The organism is Halomonas sp. MCCC 1A11062 (assembly GCF_021404355.1).
In the GTDB taxonomy this organism is placed as follows: Bacteria; Pseudomonadota; Gammaproteobacteria; order Pseudomonadales; family Halomonadaceae; genus Halomonas; species Halomonas aerodenitrificans.
Window position 1 is genome coordinate 41,969 of record NZ_JABFTW010000007.1, and the last position, 21,760, is coordinate 63,728.

At 64.2% G+C, this 21,760-nt stretch carries 27 protein-coding genes; 16 read left to right on the forward strand and 11 right to left on the reverse strand.

The features are described 5' to 3' along the window. Nucleotides 1–9: 9 nt before the first annotated feature. The 5 genes from ccmE to ccmA are packed head-to-tail and all read right to left on the reverse strand — an operon-like array spanning nt 10 to nt 2,873. Nucleotides 10–522, reverse strand: coding sequence for a cytochrome c maturation protein CcmE (gene ccmE / locus HOP58_RS09400; protein ID WP_191224162.1), 513 nt, complete (start codon nt 520–522; stop codon nt 10–12). Continuing rightward, a complete protein-coding gene (ccmD, locus tag HOP58_RS09405; protein WP_234246350.1) occupies nt 512–751 on the reverse strand; it encodes a heme exporter protein CcmD in 240 nt (79 codons plus the stop codon). Before ccmD ends, ccmE begins: the two co-directional genes overlap by 11 nt. Continuing rightward, nucleotides 751–1,491, reverse strand: coding sequence for a heme ABC transporter permease (locus tag HOP58_RS09410; protein ID WP_234260162.1), 741 nt, complete (start codon nt 1,489–1,491; stop codon nt 751–753). The genes ccmD and HOP58_RS09410 overlap by 1 nt, the downstream gene beginning before the upstream one ends. 13 nt (nt 1,492–1,504) lie before the next feature. Next, nucleotides 1,505–2,242: a heme exporter protein CcmB gene (gene ccmB, locus HOP58_RS09415; RefSeq protein ID WP_234260163.1), complete on the reverse strand. Its 738-nt coding sequence runs from the start codon at nt 2,240–2,242 to the stop codon at nt 1,505–1,507. Continuing rightward, nucleotides 2,229–2,873: a cytochrome c biogenesis heme-transporting ATPase CcmA gene (gene ccmA, locus HOP58_RS09420; protein WP_086509256.1), complete on the reverse strand. Its 645-nt coding sequence runs from the start codon at nt 2,871–2,873 to the stop codon at nt 2,229–2,231. The genes ccmB and ccmA overlap by 14 nt, the downstream gene beginning before the upstream one ends. 204 nt (nt 2,874–3,077) lie before the next feature. On the opposite strand from ccmA, the gene HOP58_RS09425 reads away from it, so the two are divergent. From HOP58_RS09425 to HOP58_RS09465, 9 genes are all read left to right on the forward strand, one after another. Then, the gene (locus HOP58_RS09425) at nt 3,078–3,557 is read left to right on the forward strand and encodes a LexA family transcriptional regulator (protein WP_191224158.1); all 480 of its coding nucleotides are present in this window, start codon (nt 3,078–3,080) and stop codon (nt 3,555–3,557) included. After that, complete coding sequence (locus HOP58_RS09430; RefSeq protein WP_234260164.1) at nt 3,557–4,177, forward strand: YigZ family protein; 621 nt, start codon at nt 3,557–3,559, stop codon at nt 4,175–4,177. The genes HOP58_RS09425 and HOP58_RS09430 overlap by 1 nt, the downstream gene beginning before the upstream one ends. Before the next feature lie 462 nt (nt 4,178–4,639). Further along, a complete protein-coding gene (locus HOP58_RS09435; RefSeq protein ID WP_234260165.1) occupies nt 4,640–5,371 on the forward strand; it encodes an iron-containing redox enzyme family protein in 732 nt (243 codons plus the stop codon). Between the two features lie 118 nt (nt 5,372–5,489). Beyond that, nucleotides 5,490–6,944: an aldehyde dehydrogenase family protein gene (locus HOP58_RS09440; RefSeq protein ID WP_234252441.1), complete on the forward strand. Its 1,455-nt coding sequence runs from the start codon at nt 5,490–5,492 to the stop codon at nt 6,942–6,944. A 41-nt stretch (nt 6,945–6,985) separates the two neighbouring features. Continuing rightward, nucleotides 6,986–7,465: a heme-binding protein gene (locus HOP58_RS09445; RefSeq protein WP_010630074.1), complete on the forward strand. Its 480-nt coding sequence runs from the start codon at nt 6,986–6,988 to the stop codon at nt 7,463–7,465. A 121-nt stretch (nt 7,466–7,586) separates the two neighbouring features. Then, the gene (locus HOP58_RS09450) at nt 7,587–8,627 is read left to right on the forward strand and encodes a 2Fe-2S iron-sulfur cluster-binding protein (RefSeq protein WP_234260166.1); all 1,041 of its coding nucleotides are present in this window, start codon (nt 7,587–7,589) and stop codon (nt 8,625–8,627) included. A gap of 30 nt (nt 8,628–8,657) precedes the next feature. Continuing rightward, nucleotides 8,658–8,996, forward strand: a complete 339-nt coding sequence (locus HOP58_RS09455; RefSeq protein ID WP_234260167.1) for a 2Fe-2S iron-sulfur cluster binding domain-containing protein — start codon at nt 8,658–8,660, stop codon at nt 8,994–8,996. After that, complete coding sequence (gene nadX, locus HOP58_RS09460) at nt 8,993–9,826, forward strand: aspartate dehydrogenase (RefSeq protein WP_202949121.1); 834 nt, start codon at nt 8,993–8,995, stop codon at nt 9,824–9,826. Before HOP58_RS09455 ends, nadX begins: the two co-directional genes overlap by 4 nt. Nucleotides 9,827–9,857: 31 nt before the next feature. Continuing rightward, nucleotides 9,858–10,148 (forward strand): DUF1330 domain-containing protein, encoded by a 291-nt coding sequence (locus HOP58_RS09465; RefSeq protein WP_010630078.1) that lies wholly within the window; start codon nt 9,858–9,860, stop codon nt 10,146–10,148. A 66-nt stretch (nt 10,149–10,214) separates the two neighbouring features. Here the strand turns inward: HOP58_RS09465 and HOP58_RS09470 are convergent, their stop codons facing one another. The 4 genes from HOP58_RS09470 to HOP58_RS09485 all read right to left on the reverse strand — a co-directional run bounded on the left by HOP58_RS09470 (nt 10,215) and on the right by HOP58_RS09485 (nt 13,082). Further along, a complete protein-coding gene (locus tag HOP58_RS09470; protein WP_191224151.1) occupies nt 10,215–10,874 on the reverse strand; it encodes a GntR family transcriptional regulator in 660 nt (219 codons plus the stop codon). A gap of 168 nt (nt 10,875–11,042) precedes the next feature. Then, nucleotides 11,043–11,345: a hypothetical protein gene (locus HOP58_RS09475; RefSeq protein ID WP_010630080.1), complete on the reverse strand. Its 303-nt coding sequence runs from the start codon at nt 11,343–11,345 to the stop codon at nt 11,043–11,045. 91 nt (nt 11,346–11,436) lie between these two features. Continuing rightward, complete coding sequence (locus HOP58_RS09480; RefSeq protein ID WP_191224150.1) at nt 11,437–12,234, reverse strand: creatininase family protein; 798 nt, start codon at nt 12,232–12,234, stop codon at nt 11,437–11,439. A gap of 191 nt (nt 12,235–12,425) precedes the next feature. Next, nucleotides 12,426–13,082, reverse strand: coding sequence for an FCD domain-containing protein (locus HOP58_RS09485; protein WP_010630082.1), 657 nt, complete (start codon nt 13,080–13,082; stop codon nt 12,426–12,428). 175 nt (nt 13,083–13,257) lie between these two features. On the opposite strand from HOP58_RS09485, the gene HOP58_RS09490 reads away from it, so the two are divergent. The 4 genes from HOP58_RS09490 to HOP58_RS09505 all read left to right on the forward strand — a co-directional run bounded on the left by HOP58_RS09490 (nt 13,258) and on the right by HOP58_RS09505 (nt 16,669). After that, entirely contained in the window at nt 13,258–13,830 is a 573-nt protein-coding gene (locus HOP58_RS09490) for a chromate transporter (protein ID WP_010630083.1), read from the forward strand. Then, complete coding sequence (locus HOP58_RS09495) at nt 13,827–14,357, forward strand: chromate transporter (protein WP_234252433.1); 531 nt, start codon at nt 13,827–13,829, stop codon at nt 14,355–14,357. The genes HOP58_RS09490 and HOP58_RS09495 overlap by 4 nt, the downstream gene beginning before the upstream one ends. A gap of 234 nt (nt 14,358–14,591) precedes the next feature. Beyond that, nucleotides 14,592–16,073 carry a hypothetical protein gene (locus HOP58_RS09500; protein ID WP_234252432.1) on the forward strand — a complete coding sequence of 494 codons (1,482 nt, stop codon included), beginning with the start codon at nt 14,592–14,594 and terminating at the stop codon, nt 16,071–16,073. Between the two features lie 254 nt (nt 16,074–16,327). Further along, a complete protein-coding gene (locus HOP58_RS09505; protein ID WP_234260168.1) occupies nt 16,328–16,669 on the forward strand; it encodes a 2Fe-2S iron-sulfur cluster-binding protein in 342 nt (113 codons plus the stop codon). Between the two features lie 127 nt (nt 16,670–16,796). Here HOP58_RS09505 and HOP58_RS09510 read toward each other — a convergent pair whose 3' ends face one another. Continuing rightward, on the reverse strand, nt 16,797–17,465 hold the full coding sequence (locus tag HOP58_RS09510) for an FCD domain-containing protein (RefSeq protein WP_234252431.1): 669 nt from the start codon (nt 17,463–17,465) through the stop codon (nt 16,797–16,799). 154 nt (nt 17,466–17,619) lie between these two features. On the opposite strand from HOP58_RS09510, the gene HOP58_RS09515 reads away from it, so the two are divergent. The 3 genes from HOP58_RS09515 to HOP58_RS09525 are packed head-to-tail and all read left to right on the forward strand — an operon-like array spanning nt 17,620 to nt 20,367. Next, nucleotides 17,620–18,189, forward strand: coding sequence for a chromate transporter (locus tag HOP58_RS09515; protein ID WP_234252430.1), 570 nt, complete (start codon nt 17,620–17,622; stop codon nt 18,187–18,189). Continuing rightward, complete coding sequence (locus HOP58_RS09520) at nt 18,186–18,716, forward strand: chromate transporter (RefSeq protein ID WP_234252428.1); 531 nt, start codon at nt 18,186–18,188, stop codon at nt 18,714–18,716. Before HOP58_RS09515 ends, HOP58_RS09520 begins: the two co-directional genes overlap by 4 nt. A gap of 43 nt (nt 18,717–18,759) precedes the next feature. After that, nucleotides 18,760–20,367: a gamma-glutamyltransferase family protein gene (locus tag HOP58_RS09525; RefSeq protein ID WP_234260169.1), complete on the forward strand. Its 1,608-nt coding sequence runs from the start codon at nt 18,760–18,762 to the stop codon at nt 20,365–20,367. A 63-nt stretch (nt 20,368–20,430) separates the two neighbouring features. Here HOP58_RS09525 and HOP58_RS09530 read toward each other — a convergent pair whose 3' ends face one another. After that, nucleotides 20,431–21,753: a sodium ion-translocating decarboxylase subunit beta gene (locus HOP58_RS09530; RefSeq protein ID WP_010630091.1), complete on the reverse strand. Its 1,323-nt coding sequence runs from the start codon at nt 21,751–21,753 to the stop codon at nt 20,431–20,433. Between the last annotated feature and the right edge of the window lie 7 nt (nt 21,754–21,760).

Consider the following 21,760-nt stretch of genomic DNA (forward strand, 5'->3'; position numbering starts at 1 on the left):
TACTCCGGCTCAGTACTGGCTGGCGCCTTCTTGCGCCTCGCCCTCTTCAATGCGCTTGGCTACCTTGGCGGCCTTCTGCTGGAAGTCGGCGGGCGAATAGCCGGCTGCCTCGAGCGCATCGGCAACCTCGGGCGGCATGTAGTTCTCGTCGTGACGCGCCAGCACCTGGTCAGCCTTGATGTAGCCACCCTGCTGAAGCTGACCCACCACCACCACGCCCTGCCCTTCACGGAACAGGTCGGGCAGGATACCACTGTAGTGGACGCGCACGTCCTCCACGTAGTCGGTGACGGTGAACTCCACGTCCAGGCTGTCCGGATTGCGATAGACACTGCCCTCGCGGACCATGCCGCCGGCGCGGATCTGGCGCTCGAAAGGCGCATCACCCGCGGCAATCTGAATCGGACTGAAGAACAGGTTGATGTTGGCTCTCAGCGCGTAGAGCGTCAAACCCACGGCGATCGCTGCGAGAGATACCAGGCCGAGAAACATGAACAGCTTCTGTTTGCGTTTAGGCGTCATTGGTGCACCCACCCTTGCTAGTTTGAACCGGAATTGGCCCGGCGGCAGGGCCGCCCTGGCGCGCCTCGCGACGAGCACGGCGTTGCAGCTGGCGCAGCAGCTGACGGCGCTCGGCGCGAGCATGAAAGACGATGCCCAGCATCAGGGCGGCGGTTACGCCCCAGGCCGACCATACGTAGGGTGCGTGCCCGCCCATGGCGAGCAGCTCCTGAAAGGTGTCGAAAGCCATCAGTTCGCCTCCTCGGCCAGTTCACGCACCCAGCGCTTGTTGGATTCGCGACGTAGAATCTCGCTGCGTGTACGGGTCAGCACCAGCGCAATGAAGAAGCTGTAGAACCCTAGCACCATGATCAGCAGCGGCAGCCACATTTCCATGGGCATGCCGACCCGCCCGGTGATGGTGAAGGTTGCGGGCTGGTGCAGGGTGTACCACCAGTCCACCGAGTACTTGATGATCGGAATGTTGATCACCCCCACCATGGCCAGCACCGAAGCGGCGCGGGAGGCACTGTCGCGGCTGGAGAAGGCACCGCGCAGAGCGATCACGCCGAGGTAGAGGAACAGCAGGATCAGCATCGAGGTGAGGCGTGCATCCCACATCCACCAGGTGCCCCAGGTGGGCACGCCCCACACCGCGCCGGAGAACAGCGCGATGAAGGTCATGGCAGCGCCCAGCGGCGCCATCACGGTGGCGGCCATGTCGGCGATCTTGATCTTCCAGACCATGAACACCAACCCCGTGATCGCCATGGAGACGAAGATCGACTGAGCGAGGAAGGCCGCCGGCACGTGCACGTAGATGATACGGAAGCTGTTGCCCTGCTGGTAGTCGGCCGGGGCGAAAGCCAGCCCCCAGATGGTACCGGTGACGATGAGGATCAGCGCCGCCGCCCAGAACCAGGGCTGCAGCCTCGCGCTGATGGCGTAGAACCACTTGGGGGAACGCAGCTTGTTAATGAAGGCCCACATGCCTTTCAACCTCTCAACCGTTGATACTGATGCGCAGCGACGCCGCGATTGCCAGCGGCGCAAGACTCAGGGCCAGCGCCAGCAGCGCGCCGAGAATCGCCAGATGCGCCAGTACGCCATCGCCGAGGATGGCCGCCTGGACGGCCCCGGCACCGAAGATCAGCACCGGGATGTAAAGGGGCAGCACCAACAGCGACAGCAGTACACCGCCGCGGGAAAGCCCCACCGTCAGCGCCGCTCCGATGGCACCGATCAGGCTGAGACTGGCGCTTCCCAGCGCCAGGGAAATGGCTAACACTACATAGCTGCCAGCCGGCAGCGACAGCATGATACCGAGCACCGGCGCCATCAGCGCCAGAGGCAGACCGGTCAGCAGCCAGTGCACGGCGACCTTGGCCAGCGCCAGCAGCGCCAGCGGTTGGGGCGTCAGCAGCAGTTGCTCCAGCGAGCCGTCGTCGTAATCGGCACGGAACAGACTGTCCAGTGACAGCAGGGCCGCCAGCAGCGCCGCCACCCACAGCAGGCCGGGCGCAATGGCCGCCAGCAGTGCCGGATCGGGGGAAATGCCGATCGGGAACAGGGTGATGACGAGGGCGAAGAACACCAGCGGATTGAGTACTTCGCTGCGACGGCGCAGCATCAATACCAGGTCCCGCTTGAGCGTTGCCCATACTGCGACAGCGAGGCCGTCGCCAGGTTCCTCGCGCAGCGCTGCGGCCGTCTTGGCGAGCGAGTTCTCAGATGCCGTCATCGGCTCCTCCCCCGCCGAGGCGGATACGACGCAGCTCGGCGCACGGCGTGAGCTCATGGTGCGTGGTGACCAGCACGCAGCCACCGCTGCGGGCGTGTTCCACCAGGCGCCGCTCCAGTGCCGCCACGCCATCGCGATCGATGGCGGTAAAAGGTTCGTCGAGCACCCACAGCGCACGCGGCGTGAGCGTCAGCCGAGCGAGTGCCACGCGTCGCTGCTGTCCGGCGGAGAGCTGTCCGGCCGGCACGTCCTCGAAGCCGACCAGGCCGACCTCCTCCAGCGCCCTGAAGCGTGCCGCCTCGCCCGGCTTCTCGCCGCTGAGCGCCTGATACCAGGCCAGATTCTCCAGCGGCGTCAGCGCTGCCTTCACGCCCGGGGCATGGCCCAGATAGAGCAGGTTGGCGAGAAAGGACTCGCGGGCCTCGCGCATCGGCCGCTCGCTCCAGAACAGCTCGCCTTCGTAGTCGGCCAGCTGGCCCGAGAGAATCTTGAGCAAGGTGGTCTTGCCGCTGCCGTTCGGCCCCTCTACCCGCACGATCTCGCCCGCACGGATATCCAGGTCCAGATCCCGGAACAGCCAACGGTCGTCACGTTCGCAGGCCAGGCTTTGCGCTTGTAGACGCAGGCTCAACAGCACTCTCCAGGAATGGGTGATTACGCCGGAAATGCTACACGGAAAGGCCTTTTGCCGCTACCGAACGGGGTGCGTCATGGCGCCACCCTTGCCCCAGGTCAAGGCAGCTTCAGGGCAGAGAAACTTGCCAGGAACGTAACGCCTGATATGATTCGAAGTACCTGTACATTTCAACAGGGTCGCACAGAGGGGGAAACGCCAATGCCAACGCCTTCCATGCACTACCTGTATCGACGTCCCAACCTGCCCATCGCCACCTCCTGGGCCAGCGTCGACGCCACCGACCTGGTCGAGGTGCCCCTGCTGGGAGATGTCTCGGCGGGACTGCCCATCGAGGCCTGCCCCAGCGGCGGTGCCATTCGCGCCCCCGCCTGCATGGTGCGGCGCAACACCTACGCCCTGCGCGTACGCGGCGACTCGATGATCGACTGCAACATCTTCGATGGCGACGTGATCATCATCGAGCGTCAGGAGAGCGCCGAGAACGGCGAGACCGCCGTGGTCCTGATCAACCAGCAGGAGGTCACGCTGAAGAAGCTCTACATCGAGAAGAACGGCGTGCGCCTGCAGCCGGCCAACGAAAACATGGCGCCGATCTACCTCAAGAACAGCGACATTCAGGTGCTGGGCATGGTCATGGGCGTGGTACGCCGGCAGGAAGACCCCGAGCTGACCCACTGATGCGCTACCCGGTACCCGACCTCGCTCCCGGTGCCTGGCGGGAGAGCGTCATCGAAGTCGAACGCAGCCGCTTCATCGCCTGGCTCTGCCATGCGCCCGACGTGGCGGCCTTCGATGCTTTACTGGCGGCAGCGAGACGCACCCACCCCAACGCCAGCCACCACTGCAGTGCCTATATCGCCGGGCCGCCCGGTGAGCAGCAGGCCATCGGTTTCTCCGACGACGGCGAACCCGGCGGCACCGCGGGGCGCCCCATGTTCCAGGTGCTGGAAGGCGCCGGGCTGGGACAGGTAGGCTGCGTGGTAACCCGCTATTTCGGTGGCACCAAGCTCGGCACCGGCGGCCTGGCCCGCGCCTATTCCCAGGCCGTGGTTCGGGGGCTCGAGGCGCTGCCGCAGCGGCAAGCGGTGGAACGCACCACGCTGAAACTTGGCGTCGACTTCGCCGGCGAAGCGGAGGCCCGTGCCTGGCTGGAGAGCCATGACGCACCGGTGGAGCACGCCGACTACGTCAGCGACGGTGTGCGTCTCACCGCAGCCTGGCCCAGCGACGTAGAAGTGGACCTGTCACCGCTGGAAGCCCGGCTGCGCGGTCGCCTGACCCGTCTCGACACCCTCTGACTCCTGCCAGCTGCTGTTCTTCTTATCTCTGCCAACCCGACTGCCCTGCCGGCCTGATCCCCCCTGGCTGAAGCCGGGCGAGGTCGGTCCAGCGACGACTATCCCCTTGCGACCTTGGTATACCAACCCTCATGGTATACCGTAAGCAAATCGAGACCTGCCTGCCTTGCCAGCTCGAACCAGCCGCTCCACACCCCCCACGCGATCTTTTTATTTTCAGTAAGATACGTGAACCTCATGGCTCTTGTCACAGCGTAAAACCTGGCTGAAAGAGAAAAATTGATCCAGGTCAGAAAAAGCCTTGACAGAGATATCGGCGGCAATCTAGGCTGCATTCATGGCTTTTGGTATACCAAGAGCCATCCAAGAGAACCGGTCACTGCCGGAACCATGACGCCAAACAACAAGAGCGCGGCCTGTCGCAACAGGCGGCGCACGGGTAACCCATCAGGAGTCCTCCCCATGGCACAGTTGATGAATCGCGACGAATTCCGCACCGCTCTGGAAGAAGCCATCAAGGGCAAGAGCGCCAACAAGGCACCGTTCAGCGTGGCCTGGGCCAGCGGCAAGCTGTCCCGCGAGCACCTGGCCAAGTGGGCAGAGAACCACTATCACTACGTGGGTCCGTTCGCTGATTACCTGGCCTACATCTATGCAAACACCCCGGAAAACTTCAAAGAGGCCAAGGACTTCCTGCTGCAGAACATGTACGAGGAAGAGCTCGGCGGCGATCGTCATACCGACCTGCTGATTCGCTTCGCCGAGGCCTGCGGCACCACCCGCGAGCGCGTCGAGAACCCCGACAACATGTCGCCCACCACTCGCGGCCTGCAGAGCTGGTGCTATGCCGTGGCCATGCGCGAGCACCCGGTGGTGGCAGTGGCGGCGCTGGTGGTCGGCCTGGAATCCCAGGTGCCCTCGATCTACCGCAGGCAGACCCCGACCCTGCGCGAGAAGTACGGCTTCACCGACGAGGAGGTCGAGTTCTTCGATCTGCATATCGTCTCCGACGAGATCCACGGCGAGCGCGGCTACCAGATCGTGCTGGAGCACGCCGATACCGTCGAGCTGCAGCAGCGCTGCCTGAAGATCTGCGAGATCGGCGCCCAGATGCGTCTGCTTTATACCACCGCGCTGTACTACGACTACGTCGCCGACGAGCTGCCCCTCTCCGAGCTCGACATGGCGGCCTGACAGCCTCGGCCCCGCCAGGGGATGCAGCCAAAGCCATCTGTCGGCATCGGACCGGCAGATGGCCGCCAATCGCGAAGATGACAGCGACGACAGCCAGTGACGACAAGAGGTAAGCGTCTTGGATAACGCAACCCAGTTTCTCAACTATATCGACGGCCAGTGGGTCGCCAGCGCCTCGGGGGAGACCTTCGAGAACCGCAATCCTGCCGACCAGGACGACCTGCTAGGGCAGTTCCAGGCTTCCAGCGTCGACGATGCGCGCCGCGCCATCGATGCCGCCGACCGTGCATTCGCCGCCTGGCGTGAGACGCCCATCTCGCAGCGCGCCAAGATTCTCAACCGCGCCGCTGACTACCTGATGGAGAACGTCGAGCAGTTCGCCGAGGAGCTGACCCGCGAAGAGGGCAAGCTGCTGGCCAACAGCCGCGACGAGGTGACTCGCTCGGCCCAAACCCTGCGCTTCTACGCCGTGGAAGGTCAGACCATCACCGGCGAGACCTTCCCCCAGGACGACGCCAAGATGACGGTCTACACCCAGCGCGAGCCGCTCGGAGTGGCCACCATCATCACGCCGTGGAACTTCCCGATCTCGATTCCGGCGCGCAAGATCGCCCCGGCCCTGATCACCGGCAACACCGTGGTGTTCAAGCCCTCTTCCGATGCTCCGCTGATCGGCTATCGACTGGCCGAAGCGCTGCATCACGCCGGCGTGCCGGCAGGCGTGTTCAATTTCATCACCGGCGCCGCTTCGGCCATCGGCGAGGAGATCACCGCCAACCCCATCGTCAAGGCAATCTCCTTCACCGGCTCCACCGCCGCCGGCGAGCGCATTCACCGCGCCGCGGCCATGGCTACCCGCACCCAGATGGAACTCGGCGGCAAGAACCCGCTGATCGTGCTGGAAGACGCCGACATCGACACCGCCGTGGACCTGACTGTTAAGGGCGGCTTCTCGCTCACCGGCCAGGCCTGCACCGGCACCAGCCGCGTGCTGATCGCTCGCAGCCGCAAGCAGGAGTACCTGACGCAACTGGTGGAGAAGGTCAAGACGCTGAAGATCGGCAACGGCATGACCGAGGGCACCCAGATCGGCCCGCTGGCAACCCGCCAGCAGCTCGACACCGTGCTCGGCTATGTCGAGGCGGGCAAGAAGGAAGCCACTCACGTGCATGGTGGCGAGCACCTCACCGAGGGTGACTACGCCAAGGGCTTCTACGTGGCGCCGGCGATCTTCAGCGACGTGACCCAGGAGATGCGCATCGCCCGTGAGGAGATCTTCGGCCCGGTGGTCGCAGTGATCGAGATCGACGGCTACGAGGATGCCATCGCCAAGGCCAACGACACGCCCTACGGCCTCGCCGCCGCCCTGGTGACGAAGAACTTCGAGTACATCCAGCGCTTCCCGCTCGATATCCAGGCCGGCACGGTGAAGATCAACCGCACCACCACCGGCAACCTGGTCAACGCCCCCTTCGGCGGGCTGAAGCAATCGAGCACCTCGACTTTCCGCGAGTCGGGACGCGCCGGGCTGGATTTCTTCACTCAGACCAAGACCGTCTATCTCGGCCGCTGAGCGCGCCACACACAACGACAACCTGACGATATAGGTGACTCATGAAACAGGTATTCCGACTGGAACTGGAAGAAGCCAAGCTGATGGTGGAAGCCGCCAAGAAGCGCTCCGAGGAGATCGGCGTGCTGGAAACCATCTGCGTGGTGGATGACGGCGGCTATCCGCTGGCCCTGGAGCGCATGAACGGCGCCCGCGTCACCGGCCCGCAGATCGCCTGGAACAAGGCCTTCACCGCCGCCGGCCACAAGCGTTCCACCCACCTTTTCAATACCGCCCCCAACGGCCCCGCCCTGCCCGGCAACGAGGCCTTCGGCATCCAGTGGAGCTTCGAGGGCAAGTTCGCCGTGTTCGTCGGCGGCTTTCCCATCGTGGTCGACGGCGAGGTGATCGGCGGGGTCGGTCTGAGCGGCGGCAACGGCGAGCAGGACACCCAGGCCGGCCTGGCCGCGCTGCAGGCCCTGCAGGACCACCTGCGCGAATCCGGCCATGAGGTCGTGGTCGAGGCCGATATCAAGAAATAAGCGAGCGACTTCGGCAGGCGGCTTGCGCGCCTGCCGACGCCCCAGACGACCGGCCGAGCACCGACACCCGCTGACGACGACAAGGCCCCGGCCTTAGGCGGGTGCGCTCGAGGAGGCTGCCATGAGCTACCGTATTACCCTCTCCAACACTTCAGCCAACACTTCAGCCGACACGCCAGAAAGCTTCGAGGCCCAGCCGGGAGAGCCGCTGCTCGAGGCCGCTGAGCGAGCCGGTTTCCCTCTGGCTCATGATTGCCGCTTCGGTGGCTGCGGCGCCTGCCGCGTCAAGCTGATCGAGGGCACCGTCGAGTATGACGAGTTCCCCTTCGGCCTGACCGAGGAGGAAGCCGAGGCGGGCTACGCCCTGGCCTGTCAGGCCTGCGCCCAGAGCGACCTGACCATCAGCGCCAAGCTGCTGCCGGCGGGCCACATTCCGGCCGATTTCCACGTCGCTACCATCGAGCGGCTGGAAAAGTTGAGCCATGACGTGACTCACCTGGTGCTGCGTATTCCCAGCGCCAGCGAGGTGGTCTTCCATCCCGGCCAGTATCTCAACGTGATGCTGGACGACGGCAGCCCGCGCAGCTTCTCGATGGCCTCGCCCCACCGCGGCGAACTGTTCGACTTTCACATCCGTCGCGTGCCAGGCGGCCATTTTACCGGCCGCCTGGAAACGCACTACCAGGCCGGCGACACCCTCGACGTGGAGCTGCCGCTGGGCAACTTCCGTCACGACGCCGAGAGCCCCCGCGACCTGCTGATGGTGGGCGGCGGCACCGGCCTGGCGCCGCTCAAGAGCATCATCGAATCGCTGCTGGACGAGCCGAACCGGCCGAGCATCACGCTCTACTGGGGCGTGCGTCGCGCCGAGGATCTCTATCTCGACGAGCAGCTCAACGACTGGGCCAGAACGCTGCCCGACTTCCGCTACGTGCCGGTGCTCTCGGACCCCGATCCCGAGTGGGGCGGCCGCCGCGGCTTCGTGCACGAGGCCGTGTGCCAAGACTTCGACGACCTGAGCTCCTTCGATGCCTACCTGTGCGGCCCGCCGCCGATGATCGCCGCCGCCAAGACGAGCTTTGCCCAGCGCGGCCTCGACGTCGAGCGGATCTACGCCGACAGCTTCAACTTCACCCATGAGCTCGAAGGCAGCGTCGCCTGACGCTTCACCGGATCTAGCGAGGTAATCGACATGCCGGATATCACTTTCATCACCAACGGCGGCAAGGTCATCAGCGCTCCTGAGGACTCCAACCTGCTGCGCATCTCGCTGCGCGAGAAGGGCGGCATTCCGTTCAAGTGTGGCGGCGGCCTGTGCGGCACCTGCAAGTGCCTGGTCGAGGAGGGCCGCGAGAACACCGACGCGGTGAAGAAGAAGGAAGAGAAGCTGCTCTCGGCCGAGGAGCTCGAGCAGGGCTATCGTCTGGCCTGCCAGACCTTCCTCAAGGGCGACGTCAAGGTCTCCTGGGAGGAGACCCCCAAGGGCGGCACCGCCGGCGCACGGCAGATTCAGCCCAAGGCGGAGGCATGAGCAGCGCCATGACCAGCAGCGAGAAGACGACACGGGTCGGCCTCATCGGTTATGGCACCGCCGGCAAGGACGTCGCCGAGGCCATCCTCGGCGGCCAGGCAGGCAGCAGCCGCTTGGTCGCCGTGCTGGTACGCGACATGGCCAAGTATGCCGACGTTGCCCCGGAAGGCTGTCACTTCACCGACAGCGAGGAGGCCTTCTTCGCCTGCACTCCCGATGTGGTAGTGGAAACGGCGGGCCACGCGGCTGTGGCGCGCTATGCCGAGACCTCGCTCGCCCACGGCTGCGATTTCATGGTGGTCTCGGTGGGTGCCTTCTGCGACCAGGCGCTGTTCGACCGCGTGATGTCCAGCGCCGAGCGGAATGGCCAGCGGGTGCTGGTGCCTTCAGCGGCCATTGCCGGCCTCGACCGCATCGCCGCCGCCGCCCAGGGGCCGCTGGAGCGTGTCACGCTGACTACCCGCAAGCCGGTCAAGGCGTGGCGCGGTACCTTTGCCGAGGAAGTGGTGAGTCTCGATGCGATCACGCAGCCGACGGTGATCTTCGAGGGCAACGCCCGCGAATCGTCCCGAGTGTTTCCGGAGAGCGTCAACGTCTCGGCGGCGCTGAGCCTGGCGGGGGTGGGCTTCGAGGCGACGCAGGTTCGCGTGCTGGTCGACCCCACCATCGACAAGAACGTGCACGAGGTGTCGGCCAAGGGACTTTTTGGCGAAGTGCGCATCGAGGTGCGCAACACCCCTTCCCCCAGCAACCCCAAGACCGGCTATATCGTCGCCATGAGCGTTGCCCGGGCGCTGAAGAATCTCTCCTCGCCGCTGGTTATCGGCTAGTGGCTGCGAAGCATGGGCAAGGAGTTTAAAGGTGAGCAAAGCATATTGGGTCTCCTGCTACCGTGAGATAACGGATTCGACGAAGTACGCCAACTACATAAAGCTTGCTGTCCCAGCTATCGCCGCGGGCGGCGGCATCTTCCTGGCTAGAGATGTGGCAGCCTTCGCCTATGAGGATGGTCAGCAAGACCGCACCATCATCATCGAGTTTCCCGATTTGGAAAGTGCCCGAGCAACCCACGATGGCGAAGCTTATGGTGCTGCGCTTGATGCACTCGGCGATGGCGCCATCAGAGACATTCGGCTTGTCGAAGGCGTGTGATGAGGAAAACGCAAACCGGGCGCTCGAGGGCGCCCGGTTTGCGTTGTCATACTGTTGCCCAACCGCTCAGACCTGGGAGTGGCTCATGTAGGCCTTGCGCGACTTCTCGAGGTGGATGCGGGTGAAGCTCTCGGCCAGATCCTCTTCGCCGCTGCGAATCGCGCTCAGCACGTCCTGGTGCTCGCGCAGCGCCTCCTTGGTACGCCCCGGCAGGGCGCTGCTCAGATTGGAGAAGGCACGCACGTAATCCTTGAGGTCGACCAGCATCTCGTGAAGCTTGGGATTGCCGGAGGCACGCCCGATCAGCTCGTTGTACTTGACGTTGAGTTCGACCTCGTCGCCGCCGCCGTTGCTCAAGGCCTCCTCGATCTCGGCCATGAGCTGGTCGATCTCGGCCACGATCTCGTCGTTGACCTTCTGGGCAGCCAGGCGTGCCGCCAGCGACTCCAGCGATGCCAGGATCATGAAGACTTCGAGGATCTCGGACTGGGTGATCTCGTTGACCACCACCCCCTTGCGCGGCACCGTGCGCACGAAGCGCTGGGTCTCGAGGCGAAACAGCGCCTCACGAATGGGAGTGCGGCTGATGTTGAGCTTTTCCGCCAGCACCCTTTCGACCAGCCGATCCCCCGCCTTGTACTCACCGCGCAGAATGGCGTCCTTGAGGTGGGCGTACACCTTGTCGCGGATCGGTGAAAGGTCTTCCTGGGTCCAGGTCTCGGCCATCATTGGCTACCTTCGGCTGTCTTGGAACGGGGGTGGCGAATGGCGCATTTTACCATATCTGGACAATGCAACGGTATCTGGTGCACGAGGGGCCAGGGAGCCGAGGCAAACATCAACGCCCGCACCGAACGGTACGGGCGTCATGGCTGGCCTGATGTCACGTTCGAGCTAGGGCGTCACCCTTTCCAGCCGCGTATCGATATTGCCGAAGGTCACCAGTTGCTTGAGCTCGTCGCGGGCCGCCTCGACCGTATCGAAGCGCTCGAAGAATTTCAGCGGCACGCTGTTGGTCGTGCCGCCTTCGCCGGTTTCGACGATGCTGACACGACCCTGATCGCCGTCGACTTCGGCGATGGTGAAGTCGGCCTTCTTCTTGCCGTAGAAGAAGTACTCGTAGGCTTCGACCGGGGAGATGCCCTGCCCCGGCCTGGCATCGTATTCGCCCAGCTTGCTCGTCAGGATGATGTACATGTCGGTGCCTCTCTATCGTGGTCTTGTGCTTGTCATGGTCTTGCGTTCGGCATGCTCCAGCGCCTGCCGCAGCCTTGCCGACTAGCGGACTTCAGGTGGCGAGCTCCCTCTCCGCCCGTGCCGGCGGCACGTCGGCAGGCTCGGCCAGTAGCGGGCGCAGCGCCGCCGACAGCTCGGCCAGGGCCTCCTCGACGATGGCCTTGCCGATCTCGAGGCTGGCCTGGGTGGCATCGCCGATGCAGCCGTTGCGGGTCATCTCCTCATAGCGGTAGAAACCCTGGATGGGGTTGCCCGGACGCATCCGCTCCCAGCGCCCACCATGCACGATGTCGCCCTTCTCCAGGCGCTCGGGACGCACCAGGTGCGGGGCGAGGTAGTACGCCTCTGAAACCTCGCGCTCGCAGCTGTGGCCGAACAGCGTCGAGCCGATGTGCTCCTTCATGGCCTGCTTGGCGGAAGCCGTGGTCTTGGCGTAATAGCAGTCGACCTCCAGCTCCTGGGCGAAGCTGGCGCAGGCCAGGCCCAGGGTGCCCTGGTTGCCGCCGTGGCTGTTGAGAAACAGCACCTTGTCGATGCCGTGGCGCTTGAGCGAGACGACCATGTCGCGCAGTACGGCCAGCAGGGTTTCCGGGCGCAGACTGATGGTGCCGGGGAAGTTCAGGTGGTGCGGGGAAACGCCCATGTTCACGGTGGGCGTGACGAGAACCTGCGGATACAGCACTGCGGCGAGCCGCTTGGCCATCTCGGTGGCCAGCACCGCATCGCAGCTCTCGTTCATGTGCGGCCCGTGCTGCTCGTGCGCCCCGACCGGCACGATGGCCATCTTGACGCTCTTGAGCGCCTCCTCGACCTCGGGCCAGGTCATTTCCGTCAGTACGTAGCTTTTCATCTGATCTGCCGTCTGACCTGCCAACTGACTTTCCATCCCGCTCTCCTTCGGTGCCTGCGCGCTGGAGCCTCGACGGCAGGCAGCCTGTTGTCATGAGGGTAAGAGTGCCACACAGACACTTGGTATACCATATGCCAACACTAGCCGAATCCGGCGATTCATGCAAAGCCTTTGAGCGACCGTCCGCGGCGTTAGCGACAGCTGCGCTTGGCCACCTCACTGGAAAGCGTGATGTGCTCCTCGATCAGTGCCCTGGCTCGGCGGGCATCCCGCGTCAGCGCCAGATCGACCAGCTCCTGGTGCTGGGAGTCGAGCTGATGGCGCAGCTCCTGGGCGCGCGGCGCCACCCGCCGATAGCGGTCGAACTGGTCGTGCAGCTGCGAAATGAAGCGCAGTAGCCAGGCCGAACCGCACGGCGCCACCAGGGCACTGTGGAAACGCGAATGCAGGCTCTCCCACTCCACCACCGGGGTATGCTCGCCGGCCCGGGCCAGGCGGTGATTGGCCGCCAGCAGCTGGGACTCCCACTCCTCGTCGCCATGGCGTATGGCAAGTTCGAGCGCCATGCCCTCCAGTTGGCGACGCATTTCGGTGATGTCGGCCAGCTCCTCCCGGGTCAGTTCCAGGACCCGAAAGCCGCGCTGGTTCTCCTGGCGCAGCAGACCGTAGGCAGCCAGACGGTTCAGCGCCTCGCGCAGTGGGCTAAGGCCCACGTCGTAGGTTTCCCGCAGTAGCGTGATCGACAGCCGCTCGCCTGCACGATAGCGACCGTTGAGCAGATCCTGACGCAGCGTCTCGTAGATCCTGCTGGCGGCAGTGGCACTGCCTTGCTTGAGGGTTTCGGTCATGGCGTGGCTCCATTCTTTTTTGGAATTTGGTATACCTGACTTGACGAATCGCCAGGCTTCAATCTAATCTGAGTCAAATAATCGATTATTTCCAGAAAAAATACAACGGACATAGTCACAACAAGTTGTTTTTCAATGGAAATATGGCCGACCCCTTTTGAGGAAATCCGCTGACATGACGGCATCGCAACAGGGAAAGCTGTTCTTCTCCTTCCTTCGCATCGGCCTGCTGGGCTTCGGTGGCGGCCCCTCGATGATACCTTTGGTACACCAAGAGGTAGTCAAGCGGCACGCCTGGATGAAGGACGAGGAGTTCGCTGACGTGCTGGCCATCGCCAATACGCTGCCGGGGCCGATCGCCACCAAGATGCCGGGCTATATCGGCTTCCGGGTCGGCGGAACGCTCGGCTGCATCAATGCCGTGGTTGCGGTGATTCTGCCGATGATCGTGGCCATGATCCTGCTGCTAGGTCTGTTCAGCCGCCATCGTGACGTGGCTTGGATCCACGGCATGAGCCAAGGAATGGTACCGGTGGTGATGGTGATGATGGGCCAGCTTGCCTGGGACTTTCTTAACAAGTCGCGCCTGGCGCTGGGCTGGGCCGTCAGCCTGGCCATGGCCGCCGTGGCCGGCGCATTGATCTACTGGCTGGGCGTCCATCCCGGCCTGGTGATCGGCGCCCTGCTGGTCGCCGCCATGTTGCCTCCCCTCACGAAACGCAAGTCGGTCGAGGAGGCGGCGCAATGATCTACGTACAACTCTTTTTGGCCTTCTTCATTCCCAACATCGTCGGCTATGGCGGCGGCCCCGCCATCATCCCGTTGATCGAAGCGGAAGTGGTGGGCCGCTACGGCTGGATGAACGCCCAGGAGTTCGCCGAGGTGCTGGGTTTGGGTAACGCCCTGCCGAGCCCGATCGCCACCAAGATGGCGGGCTACGTGGGTTATGAAGTGGCCGGTGCCGGCGGTGCCGTGGTCGCCGTGCTGGCGACGGTGGTACCTACTCTGCTGCTGATGCTGGGCGCTCTGGGCCTGCTCTATCGCTACCGCGACTCACCGCGGGTCAAGCGCATGAGCCAGTGGGTGCGCCCCGTCATCGCCATCATGATGGCCGGCATGGTACTGAGTTTCTTCAGTGAAGGCATGGCCGGCGCCGGGCTCGTGCATACCGCGATCATTGCAGCGCTAGCGGCCATCGCGCTGTTCCGTTTCAAGGCGCATCCCGCCCTGGTGGTGGTGGGAGCATTGGCCTACGGAGGCTTACTGCTGGGCTAGAGCACCCGGCCACCGAATCTTCATGGATAGCCATACTCGAAGACAGGAGAAAACGATGCGACGACCCCTGAGCTGAGCAGCCCCCATGTGCGAAAGACGTCAGCACCGCTTTCGTGACATGCAAGGCAACACGCAACCGTGACTGTGCAAGAACCGACAAATACAAGTAGACGATGGCTCTCTCGACACTACCGGAGCCGCCATCGCCAAGTCTGACGACACGACAGGTGCAAAATGGAACAACTCGAGCAAATACAACTCACCGCCTCGCACTGGGTCTTCCTGCTGGTGATCCTGGCGATCTTCGTTTCCATCGGTTTTCGCAAGGGGGTCATCGTACCCTCCATCGCCGGTATCTTCATGCTCGGCCTGCTGGCCGACGCCCCCCATGAGGGCGGGTTGAATCAATTGATCTTCGCCGTACAGGTGGTCTTCCGTGCCCTGCTCAATGCCGGCACCGAGCTCTTCGACATCATGCTGGTCATCGCGCTGATGGTTGCCATGCTCAAGTCGCTACAGAGCCAGGGCGCCGACAGGATGATGGTGGCGCCGATGAAGAAGCTGATGATCGGCCCCTGGACCGCCTTCTTCGTGGTCGGCATCACCATGTACGTTGCCGCCGCCTTCTTCTGGCCGACCCCGGCCGTGGCACTCGTCGGCACGGTGCTGATTCCGGTGGCCATGCAGGTCGGCTTGCCGGCCATCGGTGCCGCCATGGCGGTCAACCTGTTCGGCCACGGCATGGCGCTTTCCGCCGATCCGGTCATCCAGGGGGCTAGCCGCCTGACCGCCGGCGCCGCCGGCATCGATACCACCGTCCTGGTGCCCTATACCCTGCTGTTCTCCCTGGTCGTGGGCGGTGTTGCCATCACCATGGCCTGCCTTGCCCTGCGTCGCGACATGCGCTCGGGCGTTCTGGAAGCCCCCCAGTCCGACGAGGTATTCACTCCGCGCTCGGCAGGTGCCGCCGCGGTGCAGACCGATACCGTCAAGGAAGAGGATGAGCCCGAGGCCGGCCCCTACGCGCGCATCTTCGCCATCGCCGTTCCCGTCATCCTGCTCGGCATCGCGGGGCTGATGATCTATCGCGCCGTGTTCATGCCCGACCAGGCGATTCGCGGCGGCGGTGCCACGGCGCTGCTGGGCGGCACGGCAACGATCCTGCTGGTGCTTTCATCGTTCGCCTCCCACGGACACCATGCCCTGGATGGCATCAGCACCTATACCCGCGAAGGCTTCTTCTTCGCCATCAAGATCTTCGCCCCCATCATCCCCATCGCCGGCTTCTTCTTCCTCGGCCACCCCGGGCACTCCGCCGAGGTAATCGGCGCCGGCGCGTCAGGCTTCCTGTTCGATATCGGCCACAACATCGGCCACTACATCGATGGCAACGTCTTCCTGCTGACCTTCGGCATGGCCTTCATCGGCCTGCTCTCCGGCATGGACGGCTCGGGTTTCTCCGGCCTGCCGCTGGTGGGTTCGCTGTCCGGCGCGCTGGGTACCGCGGCTAATGTCGACATTCACGTCCTGGCGGCCCTCGGCCAGGTGGCGGCGATCTTCGCCGGTGGTGGCACGCTGGCAGCCTGGGCCTTCGGCGTGGCCGCCGATGCCGGTATCGCTGGCGTCAGCCCTGCCGCCTTGGTGCGACGCAACTTCATCCCGGTGATCTCGGGTGTCGTCGTGGCCTCGCTGCTTGCCGTGTTCCTGCTGATATAGCGCCCAAGGAGCCTGTCCAGGCAGTAGCCATCTCAATTGCCATCTCACCCGGCGTCCACGACGCCGGGTGAGTTTTTTTTGGGCCGCAAAAAATAGCGCAATGTAGGGTTGACGAAACCTCACAACTGGCACATGGTATACCATATGCCAAAAGGCAATGCAGACGACAGGCATCGCGCGTTACGCCCGAGAGACATGGAAGAGCGACATGGAAGCGCGATGCGCAATCTGACGATAACGACTAGGTGACCCTCATGCCCCTGATCACGATCCACAAGAACGGCGAGGTCTTCGAAGGCGAAGTCCAGCCCAACACCAACCTGGTGGTGCGCGCCGGCATCCGCCAGTTTCCCTACCCCCACCTGAGCTACGGCTGCGGTATGGGCAAGTGCGCCAAGTGCATGTGCAAGGTGCTCAAGGGAGGTGAAGCATTGCCCGAGCCCAACTGGAAGGAGAAGAAGATGCTGGGAGAGCGCCTGGAACAGGGCTACCGGCTCGCCTGCCAGCTGTGGGTGGAAGAGGATCTCGAGCTGGCTCAGGACAGTGCGGCCGGCAGCAGCCAGCCGAGCCGAGCCAGTGGCGTTACGGCCTCATGAGCGGCGACAGGCGGCCAGGCGAGCCAATACCGATTCGTTGGCAACCTGTGCCGCCATCGGTTTCTCGCTGACCGCGGAAGAGACTGCAAGCATGGCTGCACGGCACGCGAGACCTGCTTGCTACGAATCAGGCCGGTGACAACACACCTTGCAGAGCCACCTGATACGAACGCTGAATGTGGTCGTCCATCAGCGCTCGAGCCGATTTGATATCACGCTCCAACGCCAGCTCCACCAACTCGCCATGCTGAGCGTCCAGCACACGACGCACCTCGGGTGCCTCCGGTGCCATGCGCCGATAGCGGTCGAACTGATCATGCAGCTGCGCAATGAAGCGCAATAACCAAGCCGAGCCGCAGGGTGCCACCAGGGTGCGGTGGAAACAGGCATGGAAATGCTCCCACTCCTCGACCTTGTCCGGCGCCATGTCGGCCCGCTTCAAGCGGTGCGCAGCGGCCAGCAACTCGGACTCCCATTCGGCATCGCCCAAACGGATGGCACGCTCCAGTGCCATGCCTTCGAGTTCGCGACGCATCTCGGCGATATCGTCGAGCTCGCTGCGCTCCATGCTGGGCACGCGGAAACCGCGCTGGTTCTCCTGGATCAGCAAACCGTGAGCCGCCAGGCGATTCAGCGCCTCACGTAGCGGACTCAGCCCGATCTCATAGCGCTCCTTGAGCGCGCTGATAGCGACCTTTTCGCCGGCAGTAAAACGACCGTTGATCAGGTCTTGTCGCAGGGTGTCGTAGATGCGGCTGGATGCTGTCGACGACACCTGGCGTTTGGGTATCCCCATGCTCCCTCCTCAGCTCGTTTGGGCAACGAAGGTTGACGCGGCTTTCGGGCTCAACCTATATTCTAGCCCAAACAATCGATTTTTTATCATTAAGAAGACAGATGAACACTAAATCAATCATCGCTCCCATTACCGATGTACATGAGGTAGCCGCATGAAGGCGCCCAGCAAAGCGCCCCTTGGCACCTTGTTCTGGGCCTTCACACGCATCGGCCTGCTTGGCTTCGGCGGCGGCCCCTCCATGATACCCCTGGTACGGGAAGAGGTAGTCAAACGCCATGCCTGGCTCAGCGACGAGGAGTTCGCTGACATCCTGGCTATCGGCAATACCCTACCCGGCCCCATCGCCACCAAGATGCCCGGCTATATCGGCTACCGGGTCGCCGGCACGCTCGGCTGCATCGTTGCCGTGGGTGCCGTCATCATACCCATGATCGTGGCCATGATTGCTCTGCTCACGGTATTCAGCCGCTACCGCGACGTCGCCTGGATCCGCGGTATGGGCCAAGCGGTGGTACCGGTGGTGATGGTGATGATGGGTCAATTGGCCTGGGACTTCCTCGACAAGTCGCAGTTGGTGCTCGGCTGGCTGGTCAGTCTCGCGATGGCGGCGGCGGCCGGCGTGCTGATCTACCTGCTAGGCGTGCATCCCGGCCTGGTGATCGGCGGCATCCTGGCGGCGGCGCTACTGAGGCCCATGCCTCGCAAGGCGGGTGCATCATGATCTATGGGGAGCTGTTCCTCGCCTTCTTCATTCCCAACATCATCGGTTATGGCGGTGGGCCGGCCATCATCCCTCTGATCGAAGCCGAGGTGGTGGGTCGCTACGGCTGGATGAACGCACAACAATTTGCCGAGACCCTGGCGCTGGGCAACGCCTTGCCCAGCCCCATCGCCACCAAGATGGCCGGCTACGTGGGCTATGACGTCGCCGGTATCAGCGGCGCCATGGTGGCGGTGCTGGCGACAGTGGCCCCCTCGCTTTTGCTGATGCTGTGTGCGCTGGGGTTGCTTCATCGCCACCGCAACTCGCCGCGGGTTCAGTGCATGAGCCAGTGGGTACGCCCCGTCATTGCCATGATGATGGCCTGGCTGACCTGGAGCTTCTTCAGTGAGGGCATCAATAACGCCGGTCTGCTCCACACGCTGCTGATCGGTGCGGTGGCCGCGGTCGCCTTGCTGCGTTTTCGTACCCACCCGGCCTTCGTGGTACTCGGCGCTCTGGTTTATGGTGGCCTGTTCCTGGGCTGAGACGCCCGCCGCCTGCCATCAACAAGCCCCTCAAGGATCCCTTATGCAACACGATGCGCTTTACTACCCCAGCCCTTCACGACGCATGGCCGCCTTCGGCACCCGCGGCATGGTCGCCACCTCCCAGCCGGTGGCCGCCCAGGTGGGCATGCAGATCCTTCAGAAGGGGGGCAATGCCGTGGATGCCGCCATCGCCAGCGCCGCAGCGCTGAGCGTGGTCGAGCCAACCTCCAACGGCATCGGCAGCGACGCCTTCGCCATCGTCTGGATCGACGGCAAGCTGCACGGCTTGAATGCCAGCGGGCCGGCCCCCCAGGCCGCCACCATCGAGACCATGAAGGCACTGGGTCATGCCAACATGCCTCTTCACGGCCTGCTGCCGGTCACCGTGCCCGGCGCGCCGGCGGCATGGGCGGCCCTCTCCGAGCGCTTCGGCAAGCTGCCCTTCGCCGACCTGCTCGCCCCCGCAGTGGCACTGGCCGAGCAGGGCTATGCGGTCACCCCGGTGGCCCACCAGATGTGGGACGAGTCCTTCCACACCTACTCGGCCTATGACGATGCCGCCTTCAAGCCGTGGTTCGATACCTTTGCAATCGAGGGTCGCGCGCCCAGGCCCGGCGAGCGCTGGTCGTCGACAGGCCACGCCAGCTCGCTGCGCGCCATCGCCGAGACCAAGGGCCGCGCCTTCTACGAGGGCGAGCTGGCCGACAAGATCGATGCCTTCTTCCGCGAACACGGCGGACTGCTGCGCAAGGCGGACCTGGCCGCCTTCCAGCCGGAATGGGTCGAACCCATTTCCACGCGCTACCGCGGCCACGACATCTGGGAAATTCCCCCCAACGGCTCCGGCATGATCGCGCTGCAAGCCCTCGGCATGCTCGAGCAGATGGGGGCGGAGGGGCGCGACCCGGTAGAGACGCTGCATCGGCGTATCGAGGCCACCAAGCTGGCCTATGTGGATGGACTGAACTACATCACCGAGCGCGACGCCATGAAGCCGAGCGTCGAGCAGATGCTCGCCGGCGATTACCTGGCACAGCGCGCCGGACTGATCGGGGAGAAAGCCGTCGACCCGGTCCACGGCAACCCGATCATGGGCGGTACCGTCTATCTGGCCACCGCCGATGGCGAGGGCAACATGGTGTCGTTCATCCAGAGCAACTTCCACGGCTTCGGCTCGGGCATCGTGATCCCGGGTACCGGCATCAGCCTGCAGAATCGCGGCGCCTCCTTCTCTCTCAATGCCGACCACGCCAACGCCCTGGCACCGGGCAAGCGTACCTATCACACCATCATCCCCGGCTTCATCACCCGGGATGGTCAGGCAGTGGGGCCGTTCGGGGTGATGGGCGGCTACATGCAGCCCCAGGGCCACGTGCAGGTGATCACCGCAATGCTCGAGGACCGGCTCAATCCTCAGGCGGCCCTGGATATGCCGCGCTGGAAGTGGACCAAGGGCAAGACCGTCGAGGTGGAACCGCATTTCCCCGACCACCTGGCACAAGCCCTGGCGCGGCGCGGCCACCACATCGTCAAGCTTGCCGACACGATCAGCTTCGGTCGTGGCCAGATCATCCTGCGCGACCCGACATCCGGCGTGCTGTGCGGCGGCACCGAGCCGCGTACCGACGGTGCCGTGCTGCCCTGGTAGCGTGACCTGCATGAACGACTACGGCACCCTCGGGTGCCGTAGTCGTTACTCATCGAGGCCCTGCTAGCCCAGGTACTTGATCATCACCCCGGCGGCCACCGCCGAGCCGATGACGCCGGCCACGTTGGGACCCATGGCGTGCATGAGCAGGAAGTTGTGCGGGTTGGACTCGAGCCCCACCTTGTTGGCGACCCGTGCCGCCATCGGCACCGCCGACACCCCGGCGGCACCGATCAGCGGATTGATCGGCATGCGGCTCACCAGGTTCATCAGCTTGGCCATCAGCACCCCGGCCGCGGTACCGATGGCGAAGGCCACCATGCCCAGCGTCATGATGCCCAGAGTCTCCAGCGCCAGGAAGCTCTCGGCCATCAGCCGCGAACCCACGGCCAGCCCCAGCACGATGGTGACGATGTTGATCAGGGCGTTCTGCGCGGTATCGGTCAGTCGCTCCACCACGCCGCACTCGCGCATCAGGTTGCCGAAGCAGAACATGCCCAGCAGCGGCGCGGCATCGGGCAGGAACAGCGCCACCAGCATCAGCAGCAGCAGGGGGAAGGCGATCTTCTCCAGCTTGGAGACCGGACGCAGCTGCGTCATCGCTATCGCGCGCTCCTTGCGCGTGGTCAGCAGCCGCATGATCGGCGGCTGCAGCATCGGCACCAGTGCCATGTAGGCGTAGGCTGCCACGGCGATGGCACCCAGCAGCTCCGGCGCCAGCACGCTCGACACGTAGATCGAGGTCGGCCCGTCGGCACCGCCGATGATGCCGATGGCCGCGGCCTGCTCGATGGAGAAGTCCATCCAGCCCAGAGCCGACATGCCAACCGCGCCGAACAGGGTGGCGAAGATGCCGAACTGCGCCGCCGCTCCCAGGAACAGGGTGCGCGGGTTGGCCAGCAGCGGGCCGAAGTCGGTCATCGCCCCCACGCCCATGAAGATCAGCAGCGGTGCGATGCCCGAAGCCACGGCCAGAGAGTAGAAGACGTAGAGCAGCCCGTCGCCGTAGCCGACGTTCAGGGCGATGTCCCGGGCGGCGCGGACCTGATCCGGTGCAGCACCGTTGTCGACTAGCGCCTTTAGCGTGGCGCGCCACGCCTCCTCGCCGGCCAGCGGATCGAGCGTAGCGCCGAGCGCCGCCGCCATCTGCTGCAGCACCGCCGGGCGCGCCACTTCGATGGCCTGATCCAGCGCCGAGATCGCCAGGCCCGCCTCGGGAATGTTGGCGAGTATGCCGCCGAAGCCGATCGGCACCAGCAGCAGCGGCTCGAACTTCTTGGCAATCGCCAGGTAGAGCAGCACCAGGCCCACCAGGATCATGACCACCTGGCCGAAGGTCAGGTTGTAGAGGCCGGAACCCTCCCACAGGGTCAACAGCTTTTCCATGGTAGAA

Coding starts and splice junctions, on each gene's coding strand:
- ccmE (WP_191224162.1), bottom strand. CDS start 522: ATGACGCCTAAACGCAAACAGAAGCTGTTCATGTTTCTCGGCCTGGTA.
- ccmD (WP_234246350.1), bottom strand. CDS start 751: ATGGCTTTCGACACCTTTCAGGAGCTGCTCGCCATGGGCGGGCACGCA.
- HOP58_RS09410 (WP_234260162.1), bottom strand. CDS start 1,491: ATGTGGGCCTTCATTAACAAGCTGCGTTCCCCCAAGTGGTTCTACGCC.
- ccmB (WP_234260163.1), bottom strand. CDS start 2,242: ATGACGGCATCTGAGAACTCGCTCGCCAAGACGGCCGCAGCGCTGCGC.
- HOP58_RS09425 (WP_191224158.1), top strand. CDS start 3,078: ATGCCAACGCCTTCCATGCACTACCTGTATCGACGTCCCAACCTGCCC.
- HOP58_RS09430 (WP_234260164.1), top strand. CDS start 3,557: ATGCGCTACCCGGTACCCGACCTCGCTCCCGGTGCCTGGCGGGAGAGC.
- HOP58_RS09435 (WP_234260165.1), top strand. CDS start 4,640: ATGGCACAGTTGATGAATCGCGACGAATTCCGCACCGCTCTGGAAGAA.
- HOP58_RS09445 (WP_010630074.1), top strand. CDS start 6,986: ATGAAACAGGTATTCCGACTGGAACTGGAAGAAGCCAAGCTGATGGTG.
- HOP58_RS09450 (WP_234260166.1), top strand. CDS start 7,587: ATGAGCTACCGTATTACCCTCTCCAACACTTCAGCCAACACTTCAGCC.
- HOP58_RS09455 (WP_234260167.1), top strand. CDS start 8,658: ATGCCGGATATCACTTTCATCACCAACGGCGGCAAGGTCATCAGCGCT.
- nadX (WP_202949121.1), top strand. CDS start 8,993: ATGAGCAGCGCCATGACCAGCAGCGAGAAGACGACACGGGTCGGCCTC.
- HOP58_RS09470 (WP_191224151.1), bottom strand. CDS start 10,874: ATGGCCGAGACCTGGACCCAGGAAGACCTTTCACCGATCCGCGACAAG.
- HOP58_RS09475 (WP_010630080.1), bottom strand. CDS start 11,345: ATGTACATCATCCTGACGAGCAAGCTGGGCGAATACGATGCCAGGCCG.
- HOP58_RS09480 (WP_191224150.1), bottom strand. CDS start 12,234: ATGAAAAGCTACGTACTGACGGAAATGACCTGGCCCGAGGTCGAGGAG.
- HOP58_RS09485 (WP_010630082.1), bottom strand. CDS start 13,082: ATGACCGAAACCCTCAAGCAAGGCAGTGCCACTGCCGCCAGCAGGATC.
- HOP58_RS09490 (WP_010630083.1), top strand. CDS start 13,258: ATGACGGCATCGCAACAGGGAAAGCTGTTCTTCTCCTTCCTTCGCATC.
- HOP58_RS09495 (WP_234252433.1), top strand. CDS start 13,827: ATGATCTACGTACAACTCTTTTTGGCCTTCTTCATTCCCAACATCGTC.
- HOP58_RS09500 (WP_234252432.1), top strand. CDS start 14,592: ATGGAACAACTCGAGCAAATACAACTCACCGCCTCGCACTGGGTCTTC.
- HOP58_RS09505 (WP_234260168.1), top strand. CDS start 16,328: ATGCCCCTGATCACGATCCACAAGAACGGCGAGGTCTTCGAAGGCGAA.
- HOP58_RS09510 (WP_234252431.1), bottom strand. CDS start 17,465: ATGGGGATACCCAAACGCCAGGTGTCGTCGACAGCATCCAGCCGCATC.
- HOP58_RS09515 (WP_234252430.1), top strand. CDS start 17,620: ATGAAGGCGCCCAGCAAAGCGCCCCTTGGCACCTTGTTCTGGGCCTTC.
- HOP58_RS09520 (WP_234252428.1), top strand. CDS start 18,186: ATGATCTATGGGGAGCTGTTCCTCGCCTTCTTCATTCCCAACATCATC.
- HOP58_RS09525 (WP_234260169.1), top strand. CDS start 18,760: ATGCAACACGATGCGCTTTACTACCCCAGCCCTTCACGACGCATGGCC.
- HOP58_RS09530 (WP_010630091.1), bottom strand. CDS start 21,753: ATGGAAAAGCTGTTGACCCTGTGGGAGGGTTCCGGCCTCTACAACCTG.